The organism is Paenibacillus shunpengii, from assembly GCF_042684905.1.
GTDB lineage: Bacteria > Bacillota > Bacilli > Paenibacillales > Paenibacillaceae > Paenibacillus > Paenibacillus shunpengii.
The window spans coordinates 1,431,001-1,451,538 of the sequence record NZ_JBHUMJ010000002.1 but is presented as its reverse complement, the minus strand read 5'-3'; the positions used below and the strand labels follow the sequence as shown (position 1 = coordinate 1,451,538).

Annotated in this window: 21 protein-coding genes; all 21 read right to left on the bottom strand. The window is 44.9% G+C overall.

All coding sequences use genetic code 11. The features are described from left to right. Window positions 1-46: 46 nt before the first annotated feature. Window positions 47-1,492, bottom strand: a complete 1,446-nt coding sequence (locus ACFSVM_RS06915; protein ID WP_379261039.1) for a nicotinate phosphoribosyltransferase — start codon at window positions 1,490-1,492, stop codon at window positions 47-49. Between the two features lie 51 nt (window positions 1,493-1,543). Further along, entirely contained in the window at window positions 1,544-2,107 is a 564-nt protein-coding gene (locus tag ACFSVM_RS06910) for a cysteine hydrolase family protein (protein ID WP_090722947.1), read from the bottom strand. 20 nt (window positions 2,108-2,127) lie between these two features. Continuing rightward, complete coding sequence (locus ACFSVM_RS06905; protein WP_076311078.1) at window positions 2,128-2,928, bottom strand: NUDIX hydrolase; 801 nt, start codon at window positions 2,926-2,928, stop codon at window positions 2,128-2,130. A gap of 109 nt (window positions 2,929-3,037) precedes the next feature. Continuing rightward, the gene (locus tag ACFSVM_RS06900) at window positions 3,038-3,442 is read right to left on the bottom strand and encodes a PaaI family thioesterase (RefSeq protein ID WP_076311079.1); all 405 of its coding nucleotides are present in this window, start codon (window positions 3,440-3,442) and stop codon (window positions 3,038-3,040) included. A gap of 170 nt (window positions 3,443-3,612) precedes the next feature. Further along, complete coding sequence (locus tag ACFSVM_RS06895) at window positions 3,613-4,062, bottom strand: RicAFT regulatory complex protein RicA family protein (protein ID WP_076311080.1); 450 nt, start codon at window positions 4,060-4,062, stop codon at window positions 3,613-3,615. A gap of 68 nt (window positions 4,063-4,130) precedes the next feature. Further along, on the bottom strand, window positions 4,131-5,684 hold the full coding sequence (gene miaB, locus ACFSVM_RS06890; protein WP_076311081.1) for a tRNA (N6-isopentenyl adenosine(37)-C2)-methylthiotransferase MiaB: 1,554 nt from the start codon (window positions 5,682-5,684) through the stop codon (window positions 4,131-4,133). Window positions 5,685-5,928: 244 nt separating this feature from the next. Further along, window positions 5,929-6,501 carry a phosphate propanoyltransferase gene (gene pduL / locus ACFSVM_RS06885; RefSeq protein ID WP_379261035.1) on the bottom strand — a complete coding sequence of 191 codons (573 nt, stop codon included), beginning with the start codon at window positions 6,499-6,501 and terminating at the stop codon, window positions 5,929-5,931. Between the two features lie 109 nt (window positions 6,502-6,610). Further along, complete coding sequence (locus ACFSVM_RS06880) at window positions 6,611-7,567, bottom strand: dipeptidase (protein WP_379261033.1); 957 nt, start codon at window positions 7,565-7,567, stop codon at window positions 6,611-6,613. 170 nt (window positions 7,568-7,737) lie between these two features. Then, entirely contained in the window at window positions 7,738-7,998 is a 261-nt protein-coding gene (locus tag ACFSVM_RS06875) for a stage V sporulation protein S (protein WP_019005392.1), read from the bottom strand. 271 nt (window positions 7,999-8,269) lie between these two features. Next, entirely contained in the window at window positions 8,270-9,067 is a 798-nt protein-coding gene (locus ACFSVM_RS06870; protein WP_076311084.1) for a TIGR00282 family metallophosphoesterase, read from the bottom strand. A gap of 118 nt (window positions 9,068-9,185) precedes the next feature. After that, entirely contained in the window at window positions 9,186-10,733 is a 1,548-nt protein-coding gene (rny, locus tag ACFSVM_RS06865) for a ribonuclease Y (RefSeq protein ID WP_076311085.1), read from the bottom strand. Between the two features lie 317 nt (window positions 10,734-11,050). After that, window positions 11,051-11,788 carry a regulatory protein RecX gene (locus tag ACFSVM_RS06860; RefSeq protein ID WP_379261030.1) on the bottom strand — a complete coding sequence of 246 codons (738 nt, stop codon included), beginning with the start codon at window positions 11,786-11,788 and terminating at the stop codon, window positions 11,051-11,053. A 110-nt stretch (window positions 11,789-11,898) separates the two neighbouring features. Beyond that, entirely contained in the window at window positions 11,899-12,960 is a 1,062-nt protein-coding gene (gene recA / locus ACFSVM_RS06855; RefSeq protein ID WP_047909651.1) for a recombinase RecA, read from the bottom strand. Between the two features lie 260 nt (window positions 12,961-13,220). After that, window positions 13,221-14,486 carry a competence/damage-inducible protein A gene (locus ACFSVM_RS06850; protein ID WP_076311087.1) on the bottom strand — a complete coding sequence of 422 codons (1,266 nt, stop codon included), beginning with the start codon at window positions 14,484-14,486 and terminating at the stop codon, window positions 13,221-13,223. A 137-nt stretch (window positions 14,487-14,623) separates the two neighbouring features. Beyond that, window positions 14,624-15,211: a CDP-diacylglycerol--glycerol-3-phosphate 3-phosphatidyltransferase gene (gene pgsA, locus ACFSVM_RS06845; RefSeq protein ID WP_076311088.1), complete on the bottom strand. Its 588-nt coding sequence runs from the start codon at window positions 15,209-15,211 to the stop codon at window positions 14,624-14,626. A gap of 231 nt (window positions 15,212-15,442) precedes the next feature. Then, a complete protein-coding gene (locus ACFSVM_RS06840) occupies window positions 15,443-15,934 on the bottom strand; it encodes a YajQ family cyclic di-GMP-binding protein (RefSeq protein WP_047909654.1) in 492 nt (163 codons plus the stop codon). 157 nt (window positions 15,935-16,091) lie between these two features. Next, window positions 16,092-17,087 (bottom strand): RodZ domain-containing protein, encoded by a 996-nt coding sequence (locus tag ACFSVM_RS06835; protein WP_379261027.1) that lies wholly within the window; start codon window positions 17,085-17,087, stop codon window positions 16,092-16,094. Between the two features lie 78 nt (window positions 17,088-17,165). Continuing rightward, window positions 17,166-17,933 carry a DUF3388 domain-containing protein gene (locus ACFSVM_RS06830; protein ID WP_076311090.1) on the bottom strand — a complete coding sequence of 256 codons (768 nt, stop codon included), beginning with the start codon at window positions 17,931-17,933 and terminating at the stop codon, window positions 17,166-17,168. Window positions 17,934-18,120: 187 nt separating this feature from the next. Further along, window positions 18,121-18,375, bottom strand: a complete 255-nt coding sequence (locus tag ACFSVM_RS06825; RefSeq protein ID WP_047909657.1) for a DUF3243 domain-containing protein — start codon at window positions 18,373-18,375, stop codon at window positions 18,121-18,123. Between the two features lie 109 nt (window positions 18,376-18,484). Then, the gene (gene ymfI / locus ACFSVM_RS06820; protein ID WP_076311091.1) at window positions 18,485-19,255 is read right to left on the bottom strand and encodes an elongation factor P 5-aminopentanone reductase; all 771 of its coding nucleotides are present in this window, start codon (window positions 19,253-19,255) and stop codon (window positions 18,485-18,487) included. Continuing rightward, window positions 19,255-20,535 (bottom strand): EF-P 5-aminopentanol modification-associated protein YfmH, encoded by a 1,281-nt coding sequence (yfmH, locus tag ACFSVM_RS06815; RefSeq protein ID WP_076311092.1) that lies wholly within the window; start codon window positions 20,533-20,535, stop codon window positions 19,255-19,257. Before yfmH ends, ymfI begins: the two co-directional genes overlap by 1 nt. Window positions 20,536-20,538: the final 3 nt, after the last annotated feature.

Sequence of the window (20,538 nt, the reverse complement as noted above, 5' to 3'; positions counted from 1 at the left end):
AATATAATCTAGGCTGAGAAGGTGTTCTATTACAATAGCTATAGCATTACGACTGAATATATTCCGCCAGCATTTTTTGCTTCAAATTCCACGCTGCAGGGCTGATATGAACCCGATAAATTTCAGGGTTTAGTTTTCTTAAATATTCCGGCCAGAACATTTCCTTCTGCTCCTGATGATAAGCTCTGATCTCCTCTAAGGTTGGGAGCTCGTAGACTCTCCGCCCATTTACGAATATCGGTTCAAGCATATTAACCGCATTATACCTTTTCAGCTTTTTCTTCATGTACGGATGAACCGGATTAAACAGCTCCAGCGCTTGCTGGTCTTTCGGCTGATCATCATCAGGATAGGAAATATAATCTGCGATCGCTTTGTTCGTCTCCGGATCAATTAAACGGTATACCTCTTTCTTCCCTGGTGTTGTCACCTTTTCGGGATTGGCCGAGATTTTAATGGTTGGCTCCATCTTTCCGTTCATTTCGCGCTCGACAAGCTTGTACACCCCACCTAGGGAAGGCTGATCAGCAGCGGTAATTAATTGGGTTCCCACACCCCACGTATCAATTTTGGCACCCTGTGCCTTCAAGTTGAAGATCGTATGCTCATCCAGGTCATTGGAAGCGACGATTCTAACGTAAAACAGACCTGCATCGTCCAGCATCTTGCGTGCTTGAATGGACAGATACGCCAGATCTCCGCTGTCGAGTCGGATCGCGTTCATCTTCTTACCCTGGGCTTCCAGCATCTTGGCCGTAGCTATGGCATGCGGAACACCGCTCCCCAAGGTATCGAATGTATCGACCAGCAGTGTGACCTGATCGGGCATTACTTTGGCATAAGCGTCAAAAGCCTCCTGCTCTGTCTCAAAGCTCTGAACCCAGGAGTGGGCATGTGTACCTGCTGTCGGAATGCCGAACTGTTCCCCTGCCAGCATATTAGAAGTCGCATCAAACCCAGCAACATAGGCAGCACGTGCTCCCCATATTGCTGCATCGGCCTCCTGAGCTCGCCTAGTCCCAAATTCAAGCAGAGCGTCATTTCCTGATACTTGCTTGATTCTCGATGCTTTGGTTGCAATCAAGGTCTGATAGTTCATAAAGTTCAGAATGGCGGTCTCTACCAGCTGTGTTTCCATAATGTTTCCTTCAACCCGAATCAGCGGCTCATCCGGAAATACCATGGCTCCTTCTCTCATCGAATGGATCGTTCCCTGGAATGAAAATTGAAGCAGCTCCTCCAAGAAAGCAGGGTCATAATTCTCTTCCTGGCTGGACAAATATTTAATATCCTCCATCGTAAACCGAAGATTGCTAATATAACGTACAATTCGCTCCAGGCCGGCAAACACAGCATACCCGTTCTTAAACGGGAGCTTGCGAAAATAGGCTTCAAATACCGCTTTGCGCTTGTGTGTGCCATTTACCCAATGAGCATACATCATATTAATTTGATATTTGTCCGTATGTAAAGCCAGGCTAATCGTTTGCATCTAACTCATCCTCTCAAGGCCGATAAAAAAAGCCAAAACAAATTCATATGGTTAGAGGTTTGTATCCTCTTTAATGTTAAACCTTATTACATCAGCCCCGAGGCTGCCTTTGAAATGACCAAGTGCCCAAACATGTCCCGCCTCATTAAAGCTAGCAACTGCATCCTCGTACACCGTAATCGAGAAGCCTTTGTTGTAGGCGTCTACCGCTGTATGAAGCACACAAATATCGGTGCACACCCCAATGAAGTGAACCTCTGTTATACCACGCTCACGCAGCTTCAGCTCAAGATCGGTACCAGCAAATGCACTGTATCTGGTCTTATCCATCCAATAGATCGAGCTCTTGTTCGCTTCATACAGCGCCGCAAGCTCTCCATAGAGCTGTCTCCCTTCCGTGTCCCGTAGGTTATGAGGAGGAAACAGCTTCGTCTCCGGATGGTAAGGATCCTTCTCTTCATGCAGATCAACTGCCATTACAACCAGCTCTCGATTATCTATAAATTGTTTCGTTATTTGTACCACAGCTTGTTCAATCGCAATCCCAGGCTCGCCAACAGGAAGTTTACCGTCCACAAAATCATTCGTATAATCAATAACAACCAGAGCTCTCACATTCTTCACTCCTTAGATAATCAAGTATAAATAGATAATCTCGGCACAAGCTCTGTGAAGCGATACAGCTGTGCTGGCCGCTGAGAATATTGATTAGAACTGACTGGGTTTCCTTCTTCATCCTTCACATCTTCAATTATCCCCTGACGGCTTCGAGTTGATGTAATTTTTCGAATAAAATTAGGCTCCTCAAAATCGGGTACTACGCTTTGTATAACCTGATATAGCTCGCTTAAGGTGAAATGCTGAGGAAGGAACTGTCTGGCGATCGTGGTTTGAAGCATTTGCTGCTGAATTCTTTTGTAAGCATCTTCAATAATCGTTCTATGATCAAATCCGAGCTCCAATTCATTTAATGCTTCCTGAATGGTAAATAATCCGACATCCTCAGCATCATCTGCGGCTTGCCTATGCTCCAGCATCCATTCTTCAACAAGCGCAAAAAAAGCATGGGAGATGATCCACCCACGCGGATCCCGGCCCGGCTGGCTGTATACACCTAAATATTCGAGGTGACCGCCATCAACCCCGGTTTCTTCCATCAGCTCTCGCTTAGCTGCGTCATAAATCGATTCGTTCTCCTGGCAAAAACCACCCGGCAAAGCCCACTTACCTGCAAAAGGCCAAGATTTACGCTTAATCAGCATCACTTTTAGTTCACGGATAGGTAATGTCTTGGTTACTGTCTTGCGTTCTCGCTTCGTAAGTGTAAACATGACAATATCTGCCGGTACACCATCCGGCGTACGGTATTTCTTCTTCTGACCAACAGGTACGGATCGATCTTCTTCATGTTCTTTCTCGTATAGTTCTTCATTCATGGATTATCACCGCTATGATTTCATTTTGATATTTTCATTATGACATCATGATACTGTTTGTCAACCTTACCCAGGAGTTATCGGGATATTGATTTATCTACGGACAATTCTATTTCTTAGGGATAACCAAACGGAAAGAAGCGGTTGCCATACATCCGATGACTCCATCGGCATTTCTAACTTCTGAAGTCGTGGTCAGACTTCTCCCCGCCTCATGGATAACTTTGGCTGTCACGATTAATTCCCCTTCTCTCATCGGAGCAAGATAGTGGACATTCAGATTCGTTGTGACACAGTGATCCAGCTGCTTGGCATGAACAGCAGCCATTCCCATCGTTTGATCCATTAATGACGATAATACTCCGCCGTGAATGATTCCCATTGAATTTGTATGCTTCTTCCCTGCCGTTATCGCTATTGTAATTTCATCCTCTGTTACACTGATGAGCCTGCACCCGAGTAATCCCCAAAAGCGTTCATCAGCATCCTTAATCATTTCTTCTACAATATTCATGGATGTCCCCCCTAGATGTAAAATTATAATTCCCTGAATCAATTTCATAATACCGTCGTTATTTAATAAAGGGATATCATTATATATTTAATGTTTCATTGGTTGTTCGGTTGTGCTTGTAATTTTACATAAAAAGAGCGCGGAAATGTTGAAATTCCGCACTCTTGTCTTTAGTCACATCTTGACGGAGGAGCTTCCGTACCCGTCTCGACATTTACTTTTTCCGACACGGTATCATGTATTACTGAAATGACAAGCTGCAGCAGATAATTGATGTCACTCTGGCTTTGCTGAAATTCCGTTACCAGAGGAATATTGTCAATTTCGTCCTGAAGCTCCTCAATTTCACGTTCAATTTTTTCAACCATTTCTTTATTTTGAAACGATTCGAACGCAACGATTTCTTTTTGCTTTTTCTTCATCTTCTGAATTAGGCCTTGAACTCGCTCGTGCTCACGAATCTTTAGCTCCGCCTGTTTAAAGTGCTGCACTTCTTCACTAGTGCCGATCAAATCGGCCAGTTCTTTTGCCTTTACCATAATATCATCGCGTATAATGAGATCTCGCGTATTAAATGAAGGCATACCATATTGATTGACTTTAACTCTATCTTCTGCCATGAATGATCGCTCCATTCTTGATTTGAATTTCTCACCCTGCAATGTCATGCTGTCATGTTGATATATGCTTACTGGTTTGCTGCTTGAGGCAGAGACACGAGTTCACCTTTAATATACCATGATTTAGCGTCTGTAATTTCAACCTGTACGAAAGTACCGATCAAATCTTTGGACCCTTCGAAGTGAACCAGCTTGTTGCCGCGTGTACGACCCGAGAGCACGGCTTCATTGTTCTTACTCTCGCCCTCAACCAGAACCTCAACGACTTGTCCCTTCATCCGCTCGTGTGCCTCATAGCTGTACTCCTGAACCGCTTTGTTCAGACGCTGCAGCCGTTCCTTCTTAACTTCCATCGGTACATTGTCTTCCATGACGGCCGCAGGTGTTCCCTCACGTGGAGAATAAATGAAGGTGTATGCAAAATCATATCCCACTTCACGAACGAGCGACAACGTTTCTTCAAATTGCTCATCGGTTTCGCCCGGGAAGCCCACAATAATATCCGTTGTAAGCACGGCATTGGGAATCGACTGTTTAATTTTACTTGCGAGCTCTAAATAACGCTCTCTTGTATACTTGCGGCTCATTTTCTTCAGAACTGCTGTGCTGCCGGACTGAACCGGCAAATGGATATGCTCTACCAAGTTTCCGCCCTTAGCAAGAACTTCGATCAGATGATCGTCGAAATCACGTGGATGTGAAGTCGTGAATCTGACCCGTGGAATATCAATCTTGCGAATCTCATCCATGAGATCACCGAAGCCATACTTGATATCCGTGAAGTCTTTTCCGTAAGCATTCACGTTTTGTCCAAGCAGTGTAATCTCTTTGAAGCCCTGACGAGCAAGATCCCGAACTTCCGCTATAACATCCTCCGGACGGCGGCTCCGCTCCTTACCACGCGTAAATGGTACGATGCAGTATGTACAGAATTTGTCACAGCCGTACATAATGTTGACCCACGCCCGCATTCCTTGACGCTTCTTCGGCATGTTCTCAATAATATCGCCTTCTTTGGACCAGACTTCTACCACCATTTCTTTACTGAAGAATGCTTCATTAATGAGGTGCGGTAGTCTGTGAATATTATGAGTACCAAAGATCATGTCTACGAAACCATGCTTTTGGAGAATTCGATTGACTACAGTTTCCTCCTGAGACATACAGCCGCAAACGCCGAGCAGAAGGTCAGGCTTCTCTGTCTTCAGATGCTTCAAATGGCCAAGCTCTCCGAACACTTTATCTTCTGCATTCTCACGAATAGCACAGGTATTGAGCAGAATGATATCCGCCTCTTTGCGATCCTCTGTTGGCTGGTAGCCCATTTCCTCCAGAATCCCCTTGATCGTTTCTGAGTCGTGCTCATTCATTTGACAGCCATAGGTATATACAAGATAATGCTTCCCTTTACCGATCGTTCTCATCTCTTCGGGAACTGCGCTCTCATATATGACCTGAATGTCTTCTTTCCCCCGTTGCTTCTCACGTCTATGGTCAGGCTCCGAAATAATATTGATCTCCCGTCCACGAATCCGGATTTTCTTACCAAACTCATCTTCCGAAATGACTTTCGCATCCGAAAAATCAAAATATTTGGAGTAATCTTTCTTCTCTTTCGCCATGGTCACACGGTCACTCCTTACGCTGAATCTATTTCACAATGATAAGCATCAATGATTGAAACACAAGTGCCTCCACTAACAAAAAAGGCATTACACCAAATTATAACATGCTTTATTATGCATATCCACAATCCTTCACTGAAGGGATTTTTAAAATCGGCACTCTTATAAGAAAATGAGGGTTGTCCCTCTGGAATAAAGCTCCAAAGTGAACAACCCTCATAATATAGTCGTTAATTAACTATTATTCGATGATTTCAGCTACGTCGCCAGTTTTAGCTCCAGCGGCATTCGCTTCATCTGTATCAATGTGCATATCCAGTGCGAAGGAATCAGATACACGGGCGATGACATTCTCAAGAACCAAGCCACGCTCGCCGCCGAGACGAACCTTCAGCATTTCTTTATCCTTGATATTCCATTTCTCCGCATCCGAAGTATGGAAATGAATGTGTCTAGCAGCAACAATGACGCCCTCTTCAAGTGTAACCTCACCTGCTGGCCCTTTCAGTGTCACACCAGGTGTTCCATCAATGGAGCCTGATTCACGAACAGGTGCTTTAATACCGATCGCAAAGGAATCTGTACGTGAAATCTCAAGCTGGCTCGCAGGACGAGCTGGTCCAAGAATACGCACTTTATCGAATTGACCTTTCGTGCCGATAACGGCAACAGTCTCATTTGCAGCAAATTGTCCAGGTTGGGACAACGGTTTAAATTCAGTCAATTGGTATCCAGCGCCAAACAGCACCTCAATGTGCTCTTGCGTCAAATGGATATGGCGTGCTGATACGCCTACAGGTACAGTTTTACTCATGTTTACTAACACTCCTTGTCTCTCTATCTGTAATGCTCCATCCATTATTATACCCATATTAAGAACAAAATGAAAAGTCATCCCGACATTTCGGATGACTTTAATCGCTTCAACGTCCTATGGTCTTCAAGTTTTCCTCCATAAATGACAAAATATTGTCATACATGAAGCCTCTTACGACGGATTCGGGATAATGCTTCACCAGCGAGTTTACGAGTTCTGGATATTGTCCCGGATGCTCCAGCCCGTGTATCCATTCATAAATTCCATCAAAATCCGATCCGAACATCAAATGCTTCTCTCCTCCAAGCTCACAGACTCGTTCAATATGCTTCAGTAGATCTGAGATCTTCACCGTTCCCTTCTCCTTGACAAACCATGGGACGAAGGTCATTCCCATTCTTCCATCCAAGGCGACGATGGCCCGAATCTGATCGTTAGTCAAATTTCTCGGATGCGGGCAAATACTTCGGGCATTGGAATGTGAAGCAATAAAAGGCTGAGATGAAGCATCTGCCAGCTCCCAAAATCCCGCCTCGGACAAATGGGAAACATCCATTAGCATGCCAATCTCATTACATCTGTGAATTAGGGTTCTTCCTTTGTTCGTGAAACCTCCATTTCTTGCTTCGAGGATGCCGTCTGCTGCCCAATTGGCATGATTCCAAGTGATGCCGACAAACCGGACACCAAGAAGGTAGCACAGCTCCAAATAAAAGAGATTGCCTTCCAGTCCGTCAACGCCTTCAAGTGATAGAAGCCCCCATTGTCCACCCCTCAAGTTGTCGAAGCTCTTCCGAAGATAAGCTGCATCTTCTTTGGACTGCACCAATTTTAAGCCGAGCTGGTTGTATATCTCTATCTGTTTCATGATATGCTCAAATCGAAGAGTCCCCAGCTTCTCCGATAGATATATAGCAAAGGTTTGCAGAATGACATTACCTTCTTCGAGTCGCTGGTGAGTTACGTCGAGGCCCGGACCGTTTAAGAACTGAAGCTCCGAATTCATTTGGATTTTGCTGAGCACATCACAATGCATGTCAACCACAGGTATTCGATTCGCCATGACCGTCTCTCCTTGATCGGGATTAAACACTTCCTATTTATATATGCAGTTCCTAAGTGTGGCCAACCTATATATTTCTTCTAGAGCTATCCATCGTGCCGCAAATAACGCAAAAAAGCCTGTTTGCATCAATGGCAAACAGGCTTCAAGACGAGTAAGGAATCAGCATGCTATCTCGGCTCAACAATCAGTTTGATGGCTGTTCGATCCTCCCCATCAATGACGATGTCCGTGAAGGCAGGAATACAGATCAGATCAACTCCGCTCGGTGCCACGAATCCCCGGGCAATGGCAACTGCTTTTATCGCTTGATTAAGAGCTCCCGCTCCAATCGCCTGTAACTCAGCATTTCCTCTTTCTCTGAGAACACCGGCTAATGCACCTGCGACTGAATTCGGATTGGACTTGGCTGAAACTTTTAATACTTCCATGATAAGTACCTCCCCTGGGAATAGGATGATGGAATGTTTTCAAATGCATGGTCCAACAAACATGTGACAAATGCAGCAACTTGAACAGCTTGATCCACGTTCCTTTTTGTTAGCACGGAAGTCCGTTTCAATACATCGGTGCGATCTTTTTGTTGAACAGACTCTAATAAATGTTATTCGCGAGATACAAAAAAATTCCTTCTTTTTTGCATTCCATCCCATGATGCACTGAACGGTGAAGATGAAAGCCCCGCCTTGTTATGAGGAGCTTTTATTCCATGCGCCACTCGTCTTCCATAAGTCTGATCTTCTCGATCTTCATTGCTCTGCCGGTGGACTCCTCGATCTCAACGACTACCGCGTGGAAGTGCCACTTCCCTTCATCGACATTGAACCGAACCGGCAAGCCCGTAAGGAATTTCTGCAGTACAGCATCCCGCTTCATGCCGAGTATGCCGTCTCTTGGTCCTACCATGCCAACGTCTGTAATCACAGCCGTTCCTTCTGGCAGGATACGCTCATCATTGCTTTGGACGTGTGTGTGCGTCCCTACAACCATGGAGGCTCTTCCGTCAAGATACCAGCCCATCGCAATCTTCTCCGAAGTGGCTTCTGCATGGAAGTCGACTAGAATGCACTTATGCTTCTTCTTGAGCTCATCCACCAACTCATCTGCTTTGCGGAAGGGACAATCCAGCGGCGGCAAAAAGGTACGGCCTTGAAGATTAACAATTGCTAGCTCTTTACCGTTAGCCTTGATTACGGCATGACCGTTGCCTGGAGTCGTGTTATCCGGAAAATTGGCCGGCCGAATCAAACGCGGCTCATCCTCAATGAACTCGAAAATATCTCGATTATCCCATGTGTGATTCCCCATGGTAATGCCGTGAATTCCCCAATCGAAAAATTGTCTGGCGATCGCTTGAGTGATACCGCGGCCAGACGCTGCATTCTCACCATTGGCAATAATGATGTGAGGATTGTATTTCGATTTGAGATAAGGTAAATTCTCTTTCACTGCTGTACGACCAACGCTGCCTACAATGTCACCTATGAATAAAACTTTAATGTGCGTTGCCTCCTTATTAACCCAATTAATAATTCAAGAATCATCTATGAATGAGAAAAGTGGCCGTTATCCGGCCACTTTCTTACGTTCATTCTTATTCAAGGATTATGCATAATCCTTATTTAGCATATTCCACTGCACGTGTCTCTCTAAGGACCGTAACCTTGATGTGTCCAGGGTAATCCAGCTCATTCTCGATCATTTTGGAAATATCTCGAGCTAAGCGGAATGACTCTGCATCATCAATCTTGTCCGGCTGAACCATAACACGAATCTCGCGTCCTGCTTGAATTGCATATGATTTCTCAACACCTTCAAACGATTCTGAGATCGCTTCGAGCTTCTCCAGACGCTTGATGTAGGTTTCGAGCGTTTCACGCCGTGCACCTGGTCTTGCTGCTGACAGAGCGTCCGCTGCACCCACCAGCATCGCAATCACTGAAGTTGCTTCCGCATCTCCATGGTGAGAGGCAATACTGTTGATTACAACCGGATGTTCCTTGTATTTCTTCGCCAGCTCCACACCAATTTCCACGTGTGAGCCTTCCACCTCGTGATCCAGTGCTTTACCGATATCATGAAGGAGCCCGGCACGTTTGGCAAGCACGATGTCTTCGCCAAGCTCTCCAGCCATAAGCCCTGTTAAATATGCGACTTCCATCGAATGCTTCAGTACGTTCTGTCCATAGCTTGTACGGAATTTCAAACGGCCCAAAATCTTGATCAAATCCGGATGAAGACCGTGTACTCCCACTTCGAAAGTAGCTTGTTCTCCATACTCACGAATGCGTTCATCCACCTCTTTGCGAGACTTCTCAACCATCTCTTCAATTCGAGCTGGATGAATACGTCCATCAGCCACCAATTTCTCCAAGGCGGTGCGGGCAATCTCACGGCGAATCGGATCAAATCCAGACAATATAACCGCTTCCGGTGTATCATCGATAATGAGGTCAATCCCAGTAAGGGTTTCAAGAGCACGAATGTTACGGCCTTCACGACCGATAATACGGCCCTTCATTTCTTCATTAGGCAGTGTTACAACAGATACGGTTGTTTCCGCAACATGGTCTGCTGCACAACGCTGAATCGCCAAGGTAATAATTTCACGAGATTTCTTGTCAGCTTCTTCCTTCGCCTGCTGTTCAATCTCTTTAATCATCTGAGCTGTTTCCAGTCGAACCTCTTGCTCTACGTTAGACAAGATGATGCTTCTCGCATCCTCCATTGTCAGATTAGAAATTCGTTCAAGCTCAGTGACCTGACTCTTGTAGATCATTTCAATTTGTTGCTGTGTTTCATCAATACGTTTCTCTTTGTTGGCCACTTGTTCTTCTTTGCGTTCCAAGGACTCCAATTTTTTATCCAGCGACTCTTCCTTTTGCAACAATCGTCTTTCTTGTCGTTGAACTTCATTTCGACGCTCACGAATGTCTTTTTCAGCTTCGGTACGTACACGATGGACTTCGTCCTTTGCTTCTAGTACCGTTTCTTTCTTCAGCGCCTCTGCATCCTTTCTCGCATTCTCTACGATTTGGACAGCAGCTTCTTCAGCACTAGAAATTTTAGCCTCAGCTAAAGATTTGCGAATAAAATATCCGGCAAGGAACCCAATAACCCCAGTAGCTAAAGCGGCAACAACGAGAATCAAGATGTCTACACCCATTATGTTCACCTCCTCGTTGATTCCTCCAAGGGATTTATCCTTGGGATATTTGCAATTGTTGTGTTCAAATCTTACACATTTTACAAAAATGGAAACGGTCGCAATCACCGTCTTCTTGTTGTACACGCAAAGCATGTACATATTACCATCGACAAAAGCGATGGTCTTACATCAATAAATGAGTGCACCATACGAAGGTCGAACAAAGGATTTTTTTGGAAGGAAAAAATACTTATTCGCATATGGTACTCATGTACATTTTAGTATTCGTGTTAAGAAATTGTCAAGAGAATGCGCTTTTTATGGTATGGGCCTATTTAGTCGATCATATCCTCTTCATCCACTTCCCCTGCATACTCATCCGCATACTGTGATTGAAGCTGTCCGATGACCTTCCTTGTGACCTCTCCAGAATATCCACGGCGCATTAAGAAGGGGTAGGTTTTACGTTTCTTCTCGAGCAGATCTCCTTTAACCTGATCCCACTTCTTGCGTCCAGCAGTCATCGCGCTGTCCCATTCTTCCTCTAGACTGACTTCGCCAAGAGCAACCTGAATATGTTCTTTGGCTATCCCTTTTTGCCGGAGCTCCTGCCCTACCCACAGTTTCCCCTTTCGGTGGTTGGAAATACGCTGTCTAGCCCATTCTTTTGCATAGAATGAATCATCAATCAGCCTCTCTTGCTCCAGCCTTGATAATACATCTTCAATTATTGAATCCACATATTCCTTTTGCTTCAGCTTCTGTGCCATCTCATGCCTTGTCCGCGGCTTCCGTTCCAGGAATTTTAGACTTTGTACATAAGCTCGCTGTTTCTCATCAGCGATAACAATTTCTTCAAGCTCCGTTTTGTGAAATGAATTTCCCTTGATCATTCGGTACTTGATCATTACGTCTTCCAATACAGACAGCTCATATGAACCAAATGATATCATATACCTCGCTTCACGCCCTCGCAGCTTCTCCACTCGGGTGATCTCTAGTGATTCATTAGGAAAATGGGAGACACCCTGCTCTATGTCCTGGATCATATCCTGCTCGTCATTGTCGTTCATCCTGTGTCTCTCACTTCCCTCATAACTAAATTTGTGGTGCATTCGTATAACTAGACAAAAAACCGCAGATCAAAGTGAGCTGCGGTTTACAGAAAATCAAAAGAATACTATTATTCTATTTCGAACAATTCCTGTTCTTCTTCAGCTTCCTTCGCTTTCTCAGCATCAGACTGAGCTGGAACAGTCGTTGTCAAGTTGCTTGCTTCACGCACTTTCAGCTCAATAGTTTGTGTAAGCTCAGGATTCTCCTTCAAGAACTGCTTCGAATTCTCACGGCCTTGGCCTAAACGATCACCGTTATAGGAATACCACGCACCACTCTTATCCACGATGTTGTATTCTGTGGCGATATCGAGCAGACTTCCTTCTCTGGAAATTCCTTCACCATACATAATATCAACTTCTGCTTGCTTAAATGGAGGAGCAACCTTATTCTTCACGACCTTAATCCGAGTCCGGTTCCCGACAACATCGTTCCCCATCTTGATGCTCTCTACACGGCGTACGTCAAGACGTACAGTGGAGTAGAATTTAAGAGCACGACCACCAGGAGTGGTCTCTGGGTTACCAAACATGATGCCGACTTTCTCGCGAAGCTGGTTAATGAAGATCGCAATCGTCTTCGATTTGCTGATCGCACCAGACAGCTTACGAAGAGCTTGAGACATCAGACGTGCTTGCAGACCCACGTGGGAATCTCCCATATCGCCTTCAATCTCTGCCTTCGGCACGAGTGCAGCTACAGAGTCGATAATAACGATATCAACCGCGCCACTGCGTACGAGCGCCTCTGCAATCTCTAGACCTTGCTCACCTGTGTCCGGCTGGGACAACAGCAATTCATCAATGTTAACGCCTAACTTTCTAGCGTATTGCGGATCAAGTGCATGCTCTGCATCGATAAATGCAGCTTGTCCACCTTGCTTCTGTACTTCAGCAATAGCATGAAGCGCAACGGTTGTTTTACCAGAAGATTCAGGTCCATATATTTCAATAATCCGGCCTCTAGGGAAACCGCCGGTTCCTAGTGCAATATCCAAAGCAATTGATCCACTGGGTACAATTTCGACTTGCATGTGAGTTGATTCACCCAGTTTCATAATTGAACCTTTACCAAATTGCTTCTCTATTTGACGGAGCGCCATATCCAGCGCAGCACGACGATCTGACAATAAACTCACATCCTTCTTTGTTTATAAGTATATGATACTCTCTTTATGGTCGTTTGCCAAGCATTTTTTGAGAACATACATTCGTTTTTTTTTGGAGGAGCGGGCGCCCACCTGTCTCACTCTCACTTTCATATTTGGAAACAATAAAATAAAAAAGGAAGAACCAGCGCAAAACGAGTTCGCTTCGGTTCTTCCGATACATACAGTATACTGCTTCCCACGCTGGTCGTCAAACGGGTATGACCCAGGCCACAATAGCATCAGTCCAGCTTCTCGTTCTCAACAAGCTTGCGCCACAAACGGTATAGCAGCGTTTTGGCAGAACGAATTCGAATCGTTTCCCGGTTGCCGCTCAAGTTAAGCTCGTGAATCTCTGTTTCTCCCCCGCGCTCCGCTATGCCGATATATACAAGGCCGACTTTCTTGCGCTCTGAATAACCAGGACCAGCTACTCCCGTAACCGCCAAGCCATAATCAGCATCCGTTATCATCCGAACTTGTTCTGCAAGCACTTTGGCCACTTCAGGACTAACCGCGCCAGGAGCATCCTCCCCTTCTAAGTATGCATGGGGAACGTTCAACAGCTTCTCCTTCATTTCATTTGTATAGCACACGATCCCGCCACGAAGCATGGTCCCGCTCCCCGGTATGGATGTCAGAAGCTCCATGAGCAGACCTCCTGTACAGCTCTCTGCAGCCCCCAACGTCAGTTCACGGTCAGCCATCATCTCTACAATGACATGCTCAATAGGAATATCATGGCTTGCATACAAATGCTCCGGCAACCGCTGTTGAATCTGCACTTCAAGCTCATTCAACTTGACCATCGCTTCACTTTCGCTTCCGGCTTTGGTAGAGATACGAACCGTCACTTCACCTTCTCCAGCATACGGAGCAATCGTCGGATCGGTCTGTGCCGAAATAAGATCCTTCAGCTTATCCTCCAGCATAGATTCACCGATCCCCGCAAACTTCAGCATTTTAGAGTAGATCGGCATCTCGCCAGTAAGCGCATGCTGCTGAAGCCATGGCACAGCATGATTTGTAAACATGGGTTTCAACTCTTTGGGAGGTCCGGGCAAAATAATATAATAATGATCATCTTGAAAAATCGCATTTCCGAGAGCAAGCCCTGTCTCATTCGTAAGCGGGGTTGCCCCTTCTATTAATGTCGCTTGACGCTTGTTGTTCTCGGTCATCAGCGTTCCGCGGCTCGTAAACATTTGCTCAATCTTATCCAGAGACCGCTGTTCGATATGAAGCTCTCTGCCCAGCAGCTCAGCTACAACATCCTTTGTAATATCATCCTGAGTCGGACCAATCCCACCCGAGAAAATAATGATATCGGCTCGACTTTGTGCCGTCTCGATCGACTGCTTCATCCGCAGCGCATTATCACCTACGACGGTTTGAAAATAAACATCAATACCGATCGCGGCAAGCTCTTTTGATAAAAACTGTGCATTCGTATTTACAATTTGTCCAAGCAACAGCTCCGTGCCTACTGCAATAATTTCTGCTTTCATGACGATGCCCCCATTTCCACTGTGTTGAATAGCTTCTATATTAGAAGCTGTTTCTCGGATACATAATTATAACTTTGAATAAAACTTTCAAAAAAAGCAATAGGATCACCTATTGCTTTTGTCAGAGAGCCCCTATTTTACGCTTTGGTTTGGGTCAGAAGATGCTTGTTCTTCACGAAATAATCAATGCCTGAGTATATCGTAATCAAGGTTGCCAGCCATATTAATATGGTATCCATCGGTATTCCGATAAAGGCAAACGGGAAATTGTTCAGCAGCAGCAGCGAAATTGCCACGATCTGAACAATCGTTTTGATCTTTCCCCAGGCACTCGCAGCAACGACAGAGCCGTCAAGCAGTGCAATCTGCCGAAGACCTGTAACCGCAAACTCTCTACTCACAATAACAACGGCAATCCACGAAGGAATGCTACCCATTTCAACCAGAGATACGAGCACAGCAGTAATAAGGAGCTTGTCTGCGAGTGGATCTAGAAGCTTGCCCAGGTTAGTAACTAGATTATGCTTTCGGGCTATATATCCATCAATACCATCCGTGCTTGCCGCAATAATGAATATTATTGCTCCAATAAGCTGGTTGTACGGCAATGTATAGTCCCCAATCTGAATCGGCGAAGGATACATATCAAAATCAACAAGCAAGAACACCATCATGACCGGAATCATAAAAATTCTTGCCAGTGTAATCCGGTTAGGTAAATTCAAAAAAAAGCGCCTCCCCTTTACATCGTACTATTAGGAACAAGCATCAGGCTGCTCCAAGTCTTTTCTGCCTGAGATATGTAATAGTAATAACAAACATACATGTCTGTATAGAAGTCCCCACCGAGTATATTATACCCCAATTTACATGTCAAAAAAGACATACGTTAAGAGGAACGCAATGAACAGCATCATTTGCATCATTTACATAGGCGATAGTGTAAGAACAGCAGTTTACTTCATATTCGTAAATTGCAGATCCAGTGGAAGATCACTTGAGCGCAGCAATTGAATAATCGCTTGAAGATCATTTTTACTCTTTCCGGTTACACGGATTTGATCTCCTTGAATCTGGCTCTTCACCTTCAGTTTGGAATCCCGAATCAGAATATTAATCTTCTTCGCATTGTCCTGATCAATTCCCTGTTTGAAGCCAAGACGCTGCCTTACAGTTCCCATAGAAGCAGGTTCAATCTTGCCGTAATCCAAATTTTTGAGAGGGAGACCTCTCTTCACCATCTTGGATTGCAGTACGTCAATTACTGCATTCAGCTTGTATTCATCATCCGAAACAATGATGAGTGCGTCCTTCTCAATCTTCAGGCTGCTCTTGCTTCCCTTAAAATCATACCGACTCCCTATTTCCTTCTCTGCTTGTGTAACTGCGTTCGTTAATTCTGCCAAATCGAGTTTGGATACAATATCAAATGAACTTTCTGAACTCATGTTAACAACACTTCCCTTCGATGTAATTTGACCTTGTGTACCATTATATTAAAACCATACATGTGAAGTCTAATCATGGCGTTTAAGGTATGTCCTACACGATAACTCGTAAAAACATGTACAGCGAATGCGCTGTACATGTTCGATGAAACCTATTTTATTGACCGTCTTCAGAGCCCGATTCACTACCGCTGTTCGTACCCTCTTGTGCAGAACCATTATTTTCGCCTTCAGCCAGCCGAAGTAAAATACGATTCGTCGTCTTGCCGTCCGTCACCACTTGACCATTTACAGTGATTTCCGTCGCTGGGGCATAGCCTGACTTAATGTACATTCCTTCCGCGGTCAACTCAAAGCTATGATTGTCTCCAGCAGCCGTTAAGCCAGAAACTAGCTGCTCACCGCTTGAATTCTCACCATTGTACATCTCAAGCCAGCTTTCGCCAGAAGCTTTAACTTCAACCGTAATGGGTTCTTCCGCACTTCCGCCGCTCACATCAAATATTGTAATGTTACCTGATTTGCCGCTTTCTGTAACGGAAACCGGAACATCTTCAACAGTTTCTTCGTCAGCAGGTTCTTCTTCCTGGTCTGTCCCCTCTTCAGGTGCTGCGGCATCTGGATTCTCCTCACCGTTCGGATCACCGCCGCCTACTTCAGATCCAGGATCTTCAGCATCTTCACCTGCACCAGGCTCAGGTGTGTTCGTTACAGGCTGATTATTCGTTTGTTCTGTAGATGGCTCGTTCGGATCTTCTGCCTGGTTTAAGGTAGGCACCCAATAGAAATAAATAAGTACCAATATTAATGCTAAAAAAGTCCATGGCAGCACAATAGACAGCCACTTATTGTTCCGCTCTGCTTGCGGACGGCTGGAACGCTTCTGCATGACAGGCTCCATCGTAGCTTCCTGCTCAGGAGCAGGAACATCCTTCTTGTGACCCTCCAGCAGCTCCTCAGGATTCAAGCCCACCGTCTCTGCATAGGTTTTAATAAACGCCCGCACATAGAAGCTGCCTGGCAGCACTTTGTAGTCACCCGATTCAATCGCTTCGAGATACCTTTTTCTAATCTTAGTCATCTCTTGAACGTCATCAAGACTCAATCCTTTTTGCAGCCGGGCCTCCTTCAACTGCTGACCCAGTTCAGACATGCCAATTCCTCCTCATTCTTTCGTATTCGCTAAGATGTTTGTATATATAAACACATTTCTTTAAATTGTCATTTAATCTTATAGATCGTCTGTATAATTTGCAGTAAATGTATCATATAAAATTTCTTCATCCGGATTATTGCGAAGCTCAATAATAATATCAAAATTATTGTAGTCGTATTCAGACTCCTGAACAAAAATATCCGGATGCTCAATGACCTTGGTGCTCGGCATATTCATAATTTCCTGCAGCAGATTATAATGCTTTTCATTGGATCTAATGGTGCTCACAATACCATCAATGATAAATACATTGTTCGGATTCATCTCGTCCTCCGACATTTGACTTCTGATCGTTTGACGAAGGAGCGTAGAAGAAACAAAAGTCCATCGCTTCATAGCACAAACACTGCCTGCAATAATAGATTCCGTCTTGCCCACTCGCGGCATCCCGCGAAGACCAATGACATGATTACCTTCTCTCTTGAATACTTCACCCAAAAAGTCCACAAGGAGACCCAGTTCGTCACGGGTAAAGCGGAACGTCTTACGGTCATCCGAATCGCGATCAATATATCTGCCATGACGCACGGCCAATATATCAACAAGCCTCGGCGCACGAAGCGCAGTCACCGTAATATTGTTAACCTTCTTGAGCATTTCTCCAAGAAGCTTTATTTTCTCATCGTCGTCAGATTCAAGAAGCATACCTCTTGTCTTGCCCTCGACTCCGTTTATTGTCAAAATGTTCACTTCGAGCATACCCAGCATTGATGCAATATCACCTAATAAGCCAGGTCTGTTCTTATGTATTTTATACTCCATATACCACTGTTTGTACTCCATTTAAACACCTCTGAAGCCTTATTCCTCATCATTCGACATAATCAGCACATTTTTATATAAAAATGTTGCATCTGACATCCATCAAACACGGGTCTTACTTATGATATATAAAATAAAAATGAATTACAAGAACACGAATGTAACAATTAGAGAAAAGCCCCCTTACGGGAGCTCTCCTATGCATTAGTTATGCATTTTTCTTGGCCAATTTGACCATAAGTTTTGCGATGGTGCGACGTTCTTCATCATCGCCCACATCCCACAGTTCTTTTAATGCGCGGTTGGATTGGTTAGCAGGATCGACTTTCTCATCAAGGAAATCACCAATCTCATAAGCCAATTTGTTAATTACATCCTGGCTCATCCCCAATTTTTCGGCTTGCACGACACGCTCACCTAGAAACTTCTTCCATGCATCATAGTTACTCACTACTGTTGACATTATTAAATCCTCCTTTGCACAAAGCATGAGATTTAAAAGTGGGCAGTAGTTAATATGAGCAGATGAAGTTCCTTATATACTGGTTAGTTTATACAACAGTGCAACCGTGTTATGTCAGCCAGCCGCCATTCGGCGATATGATCTGACCATTAATGTAGCCCGACTCCGGCAGTGCCAGGAAGTAAACAAGCGAAGAGATTTCATCCGGTTTTGCCAGCCTGCCTGCTGGAATCTCCTCTTCGATCGATTTGATCTCATCCGGATCAAACGACTGCATCATTTCAGTCTCTACAGCACCTGGGGCAACAGCATTAACGGTAACGCCTGAAGGAGCAAGCTCCTTGGCAAGTGCTTTGGTGAAGGCATTGATGCCGCCCTTGGTTGTTGAATAGAGCACCTCACAGGAGGCGCCCGAGATTCCCCATATCGAAGAAACATTGATAATGCGTCCATAACGCTGCGATATCATGTGCGGCATAAACATTTGGGTACACAAAAACACACCCTTTAAATTCAGCGCCATAACCGCGTCCCATTCTTCTTCTGACACATCGCTCAGCAAACCATAGTGACTCACTCCCGCATTGTTCACTAGAATATCGGGCAGCATGCTATGTGCTTTAAGCTTCTCATACATTCTTTCGATCTGTTCCTTGCTCCGCAAATCAGCAGATACAGTCATGATTCTGCCGCCGTGATCCATGCAGCGTCTCGCCACTTCATTCGCAGCCTCGTGTGAGTTCATGTAGTGAATGACCACGTTCATCCCAATGCTTGCAAATCGTTCTGCTATGGATGCTCCAATTCCCCTGCTTGCTCCTGTAACCAGAACCGTAGTCTCCAGAATAGGCTTCATGAAGGATCCGGTTTCTCTCTCCATTAAGGACTCACCACCAATGATACGGCTAACTGTTCCCAATTCACATGCTCTTTAAGACGTCTGTTGACATCCTCCAGTGTAATCGACTCATAGATCGGCAGCACGTTGAATAAGTCCCCGCCTCTAAACTGATAACGGGTAAATTCATGTGCAATACTCTCGGGTGAATTCAGCATTCGGAGATAACCGCCCATTTTCTTTTTGCGTGTGCGTTCAAAATGAGCTGCATCAAAGCCGCTCTTCTGGATCTCCTCGACTTCCGCACGCACTCGGGAGAGCAGCAGATCCGGATCCTTGGTGTCCCCTCCGATGGCAGAGAATCGATACTGCGGTGAGCTGTTGTACTCATGACCAAAGCCGTCAGATATGAGATCTTCATCATACAGCTTCTGATACAGCTCCGTACTCGAGCCAAATAACAAATCCATCATCAATCTCGTCGTCAAATCTTCACGCAGAAGCTCTTCTCCGCGCAGCCCCTTGGTATCTTCCTTGAAACCGAATAAGCATTTAGGAAGTGAAACCGCCAGTTTTGCTTCACGCCGCTTCTCTCCTACTTCCGTCGGTTCTTGTTCAAACAAGCGCTCAATTTTTCCTTGCTTGTCATAATTTTTGCCTGCTTGATTATTTCTCACAAGGTCCATCACTTCACCTGCATCCACACCGCCTACCACAAATAACAGCATGTTGCTCGGATGATAAAATGCATTGTAGCAATCGTACAACGTTTCCTTCGTAATGGTACTGATGGACTCAACCGTTCCCGCAATGTCGATCCGAACCGGGTGCTTCTGGAACATAGCCTCAATCAATCCAAAATAAACTCGCCAGTCTGGATTATCCTGATACATGTTAATTTCCTGACCAATAATTCCTTTTTCCTTGTTTACATTCTGATCTGTGAAGTACGGATTTTGCACAAAATTAATCAACGTTTCGATATTTTTAGTGACATTCTCCGTAGCCGAGAACAAATACACGGTTTGATCAAAGCTTGTAAAGGCATTGGCGGAAGCTCCATTCGAAGCAAAGGTAGCAAAAATATCGCCTTCCGGCTCTTCAAACATTTTATGCTCCAAAAAATGGGCGATTCCATCTGGAACGCGCTGCTCCTGTTTACCCTCTACTTGAAAGTGATTATCTACGGACCCAAACTTTGTCGCAAACGTAGCATAGGTCTTCTCGAAGCCCGGCTTCGGCAGTACATATACGGAGAGTCCGTTGTCCATCACTTCATAATACAAAGTTTCCTGCAGGTGTTCATACCGTATGCTCTCCACCGG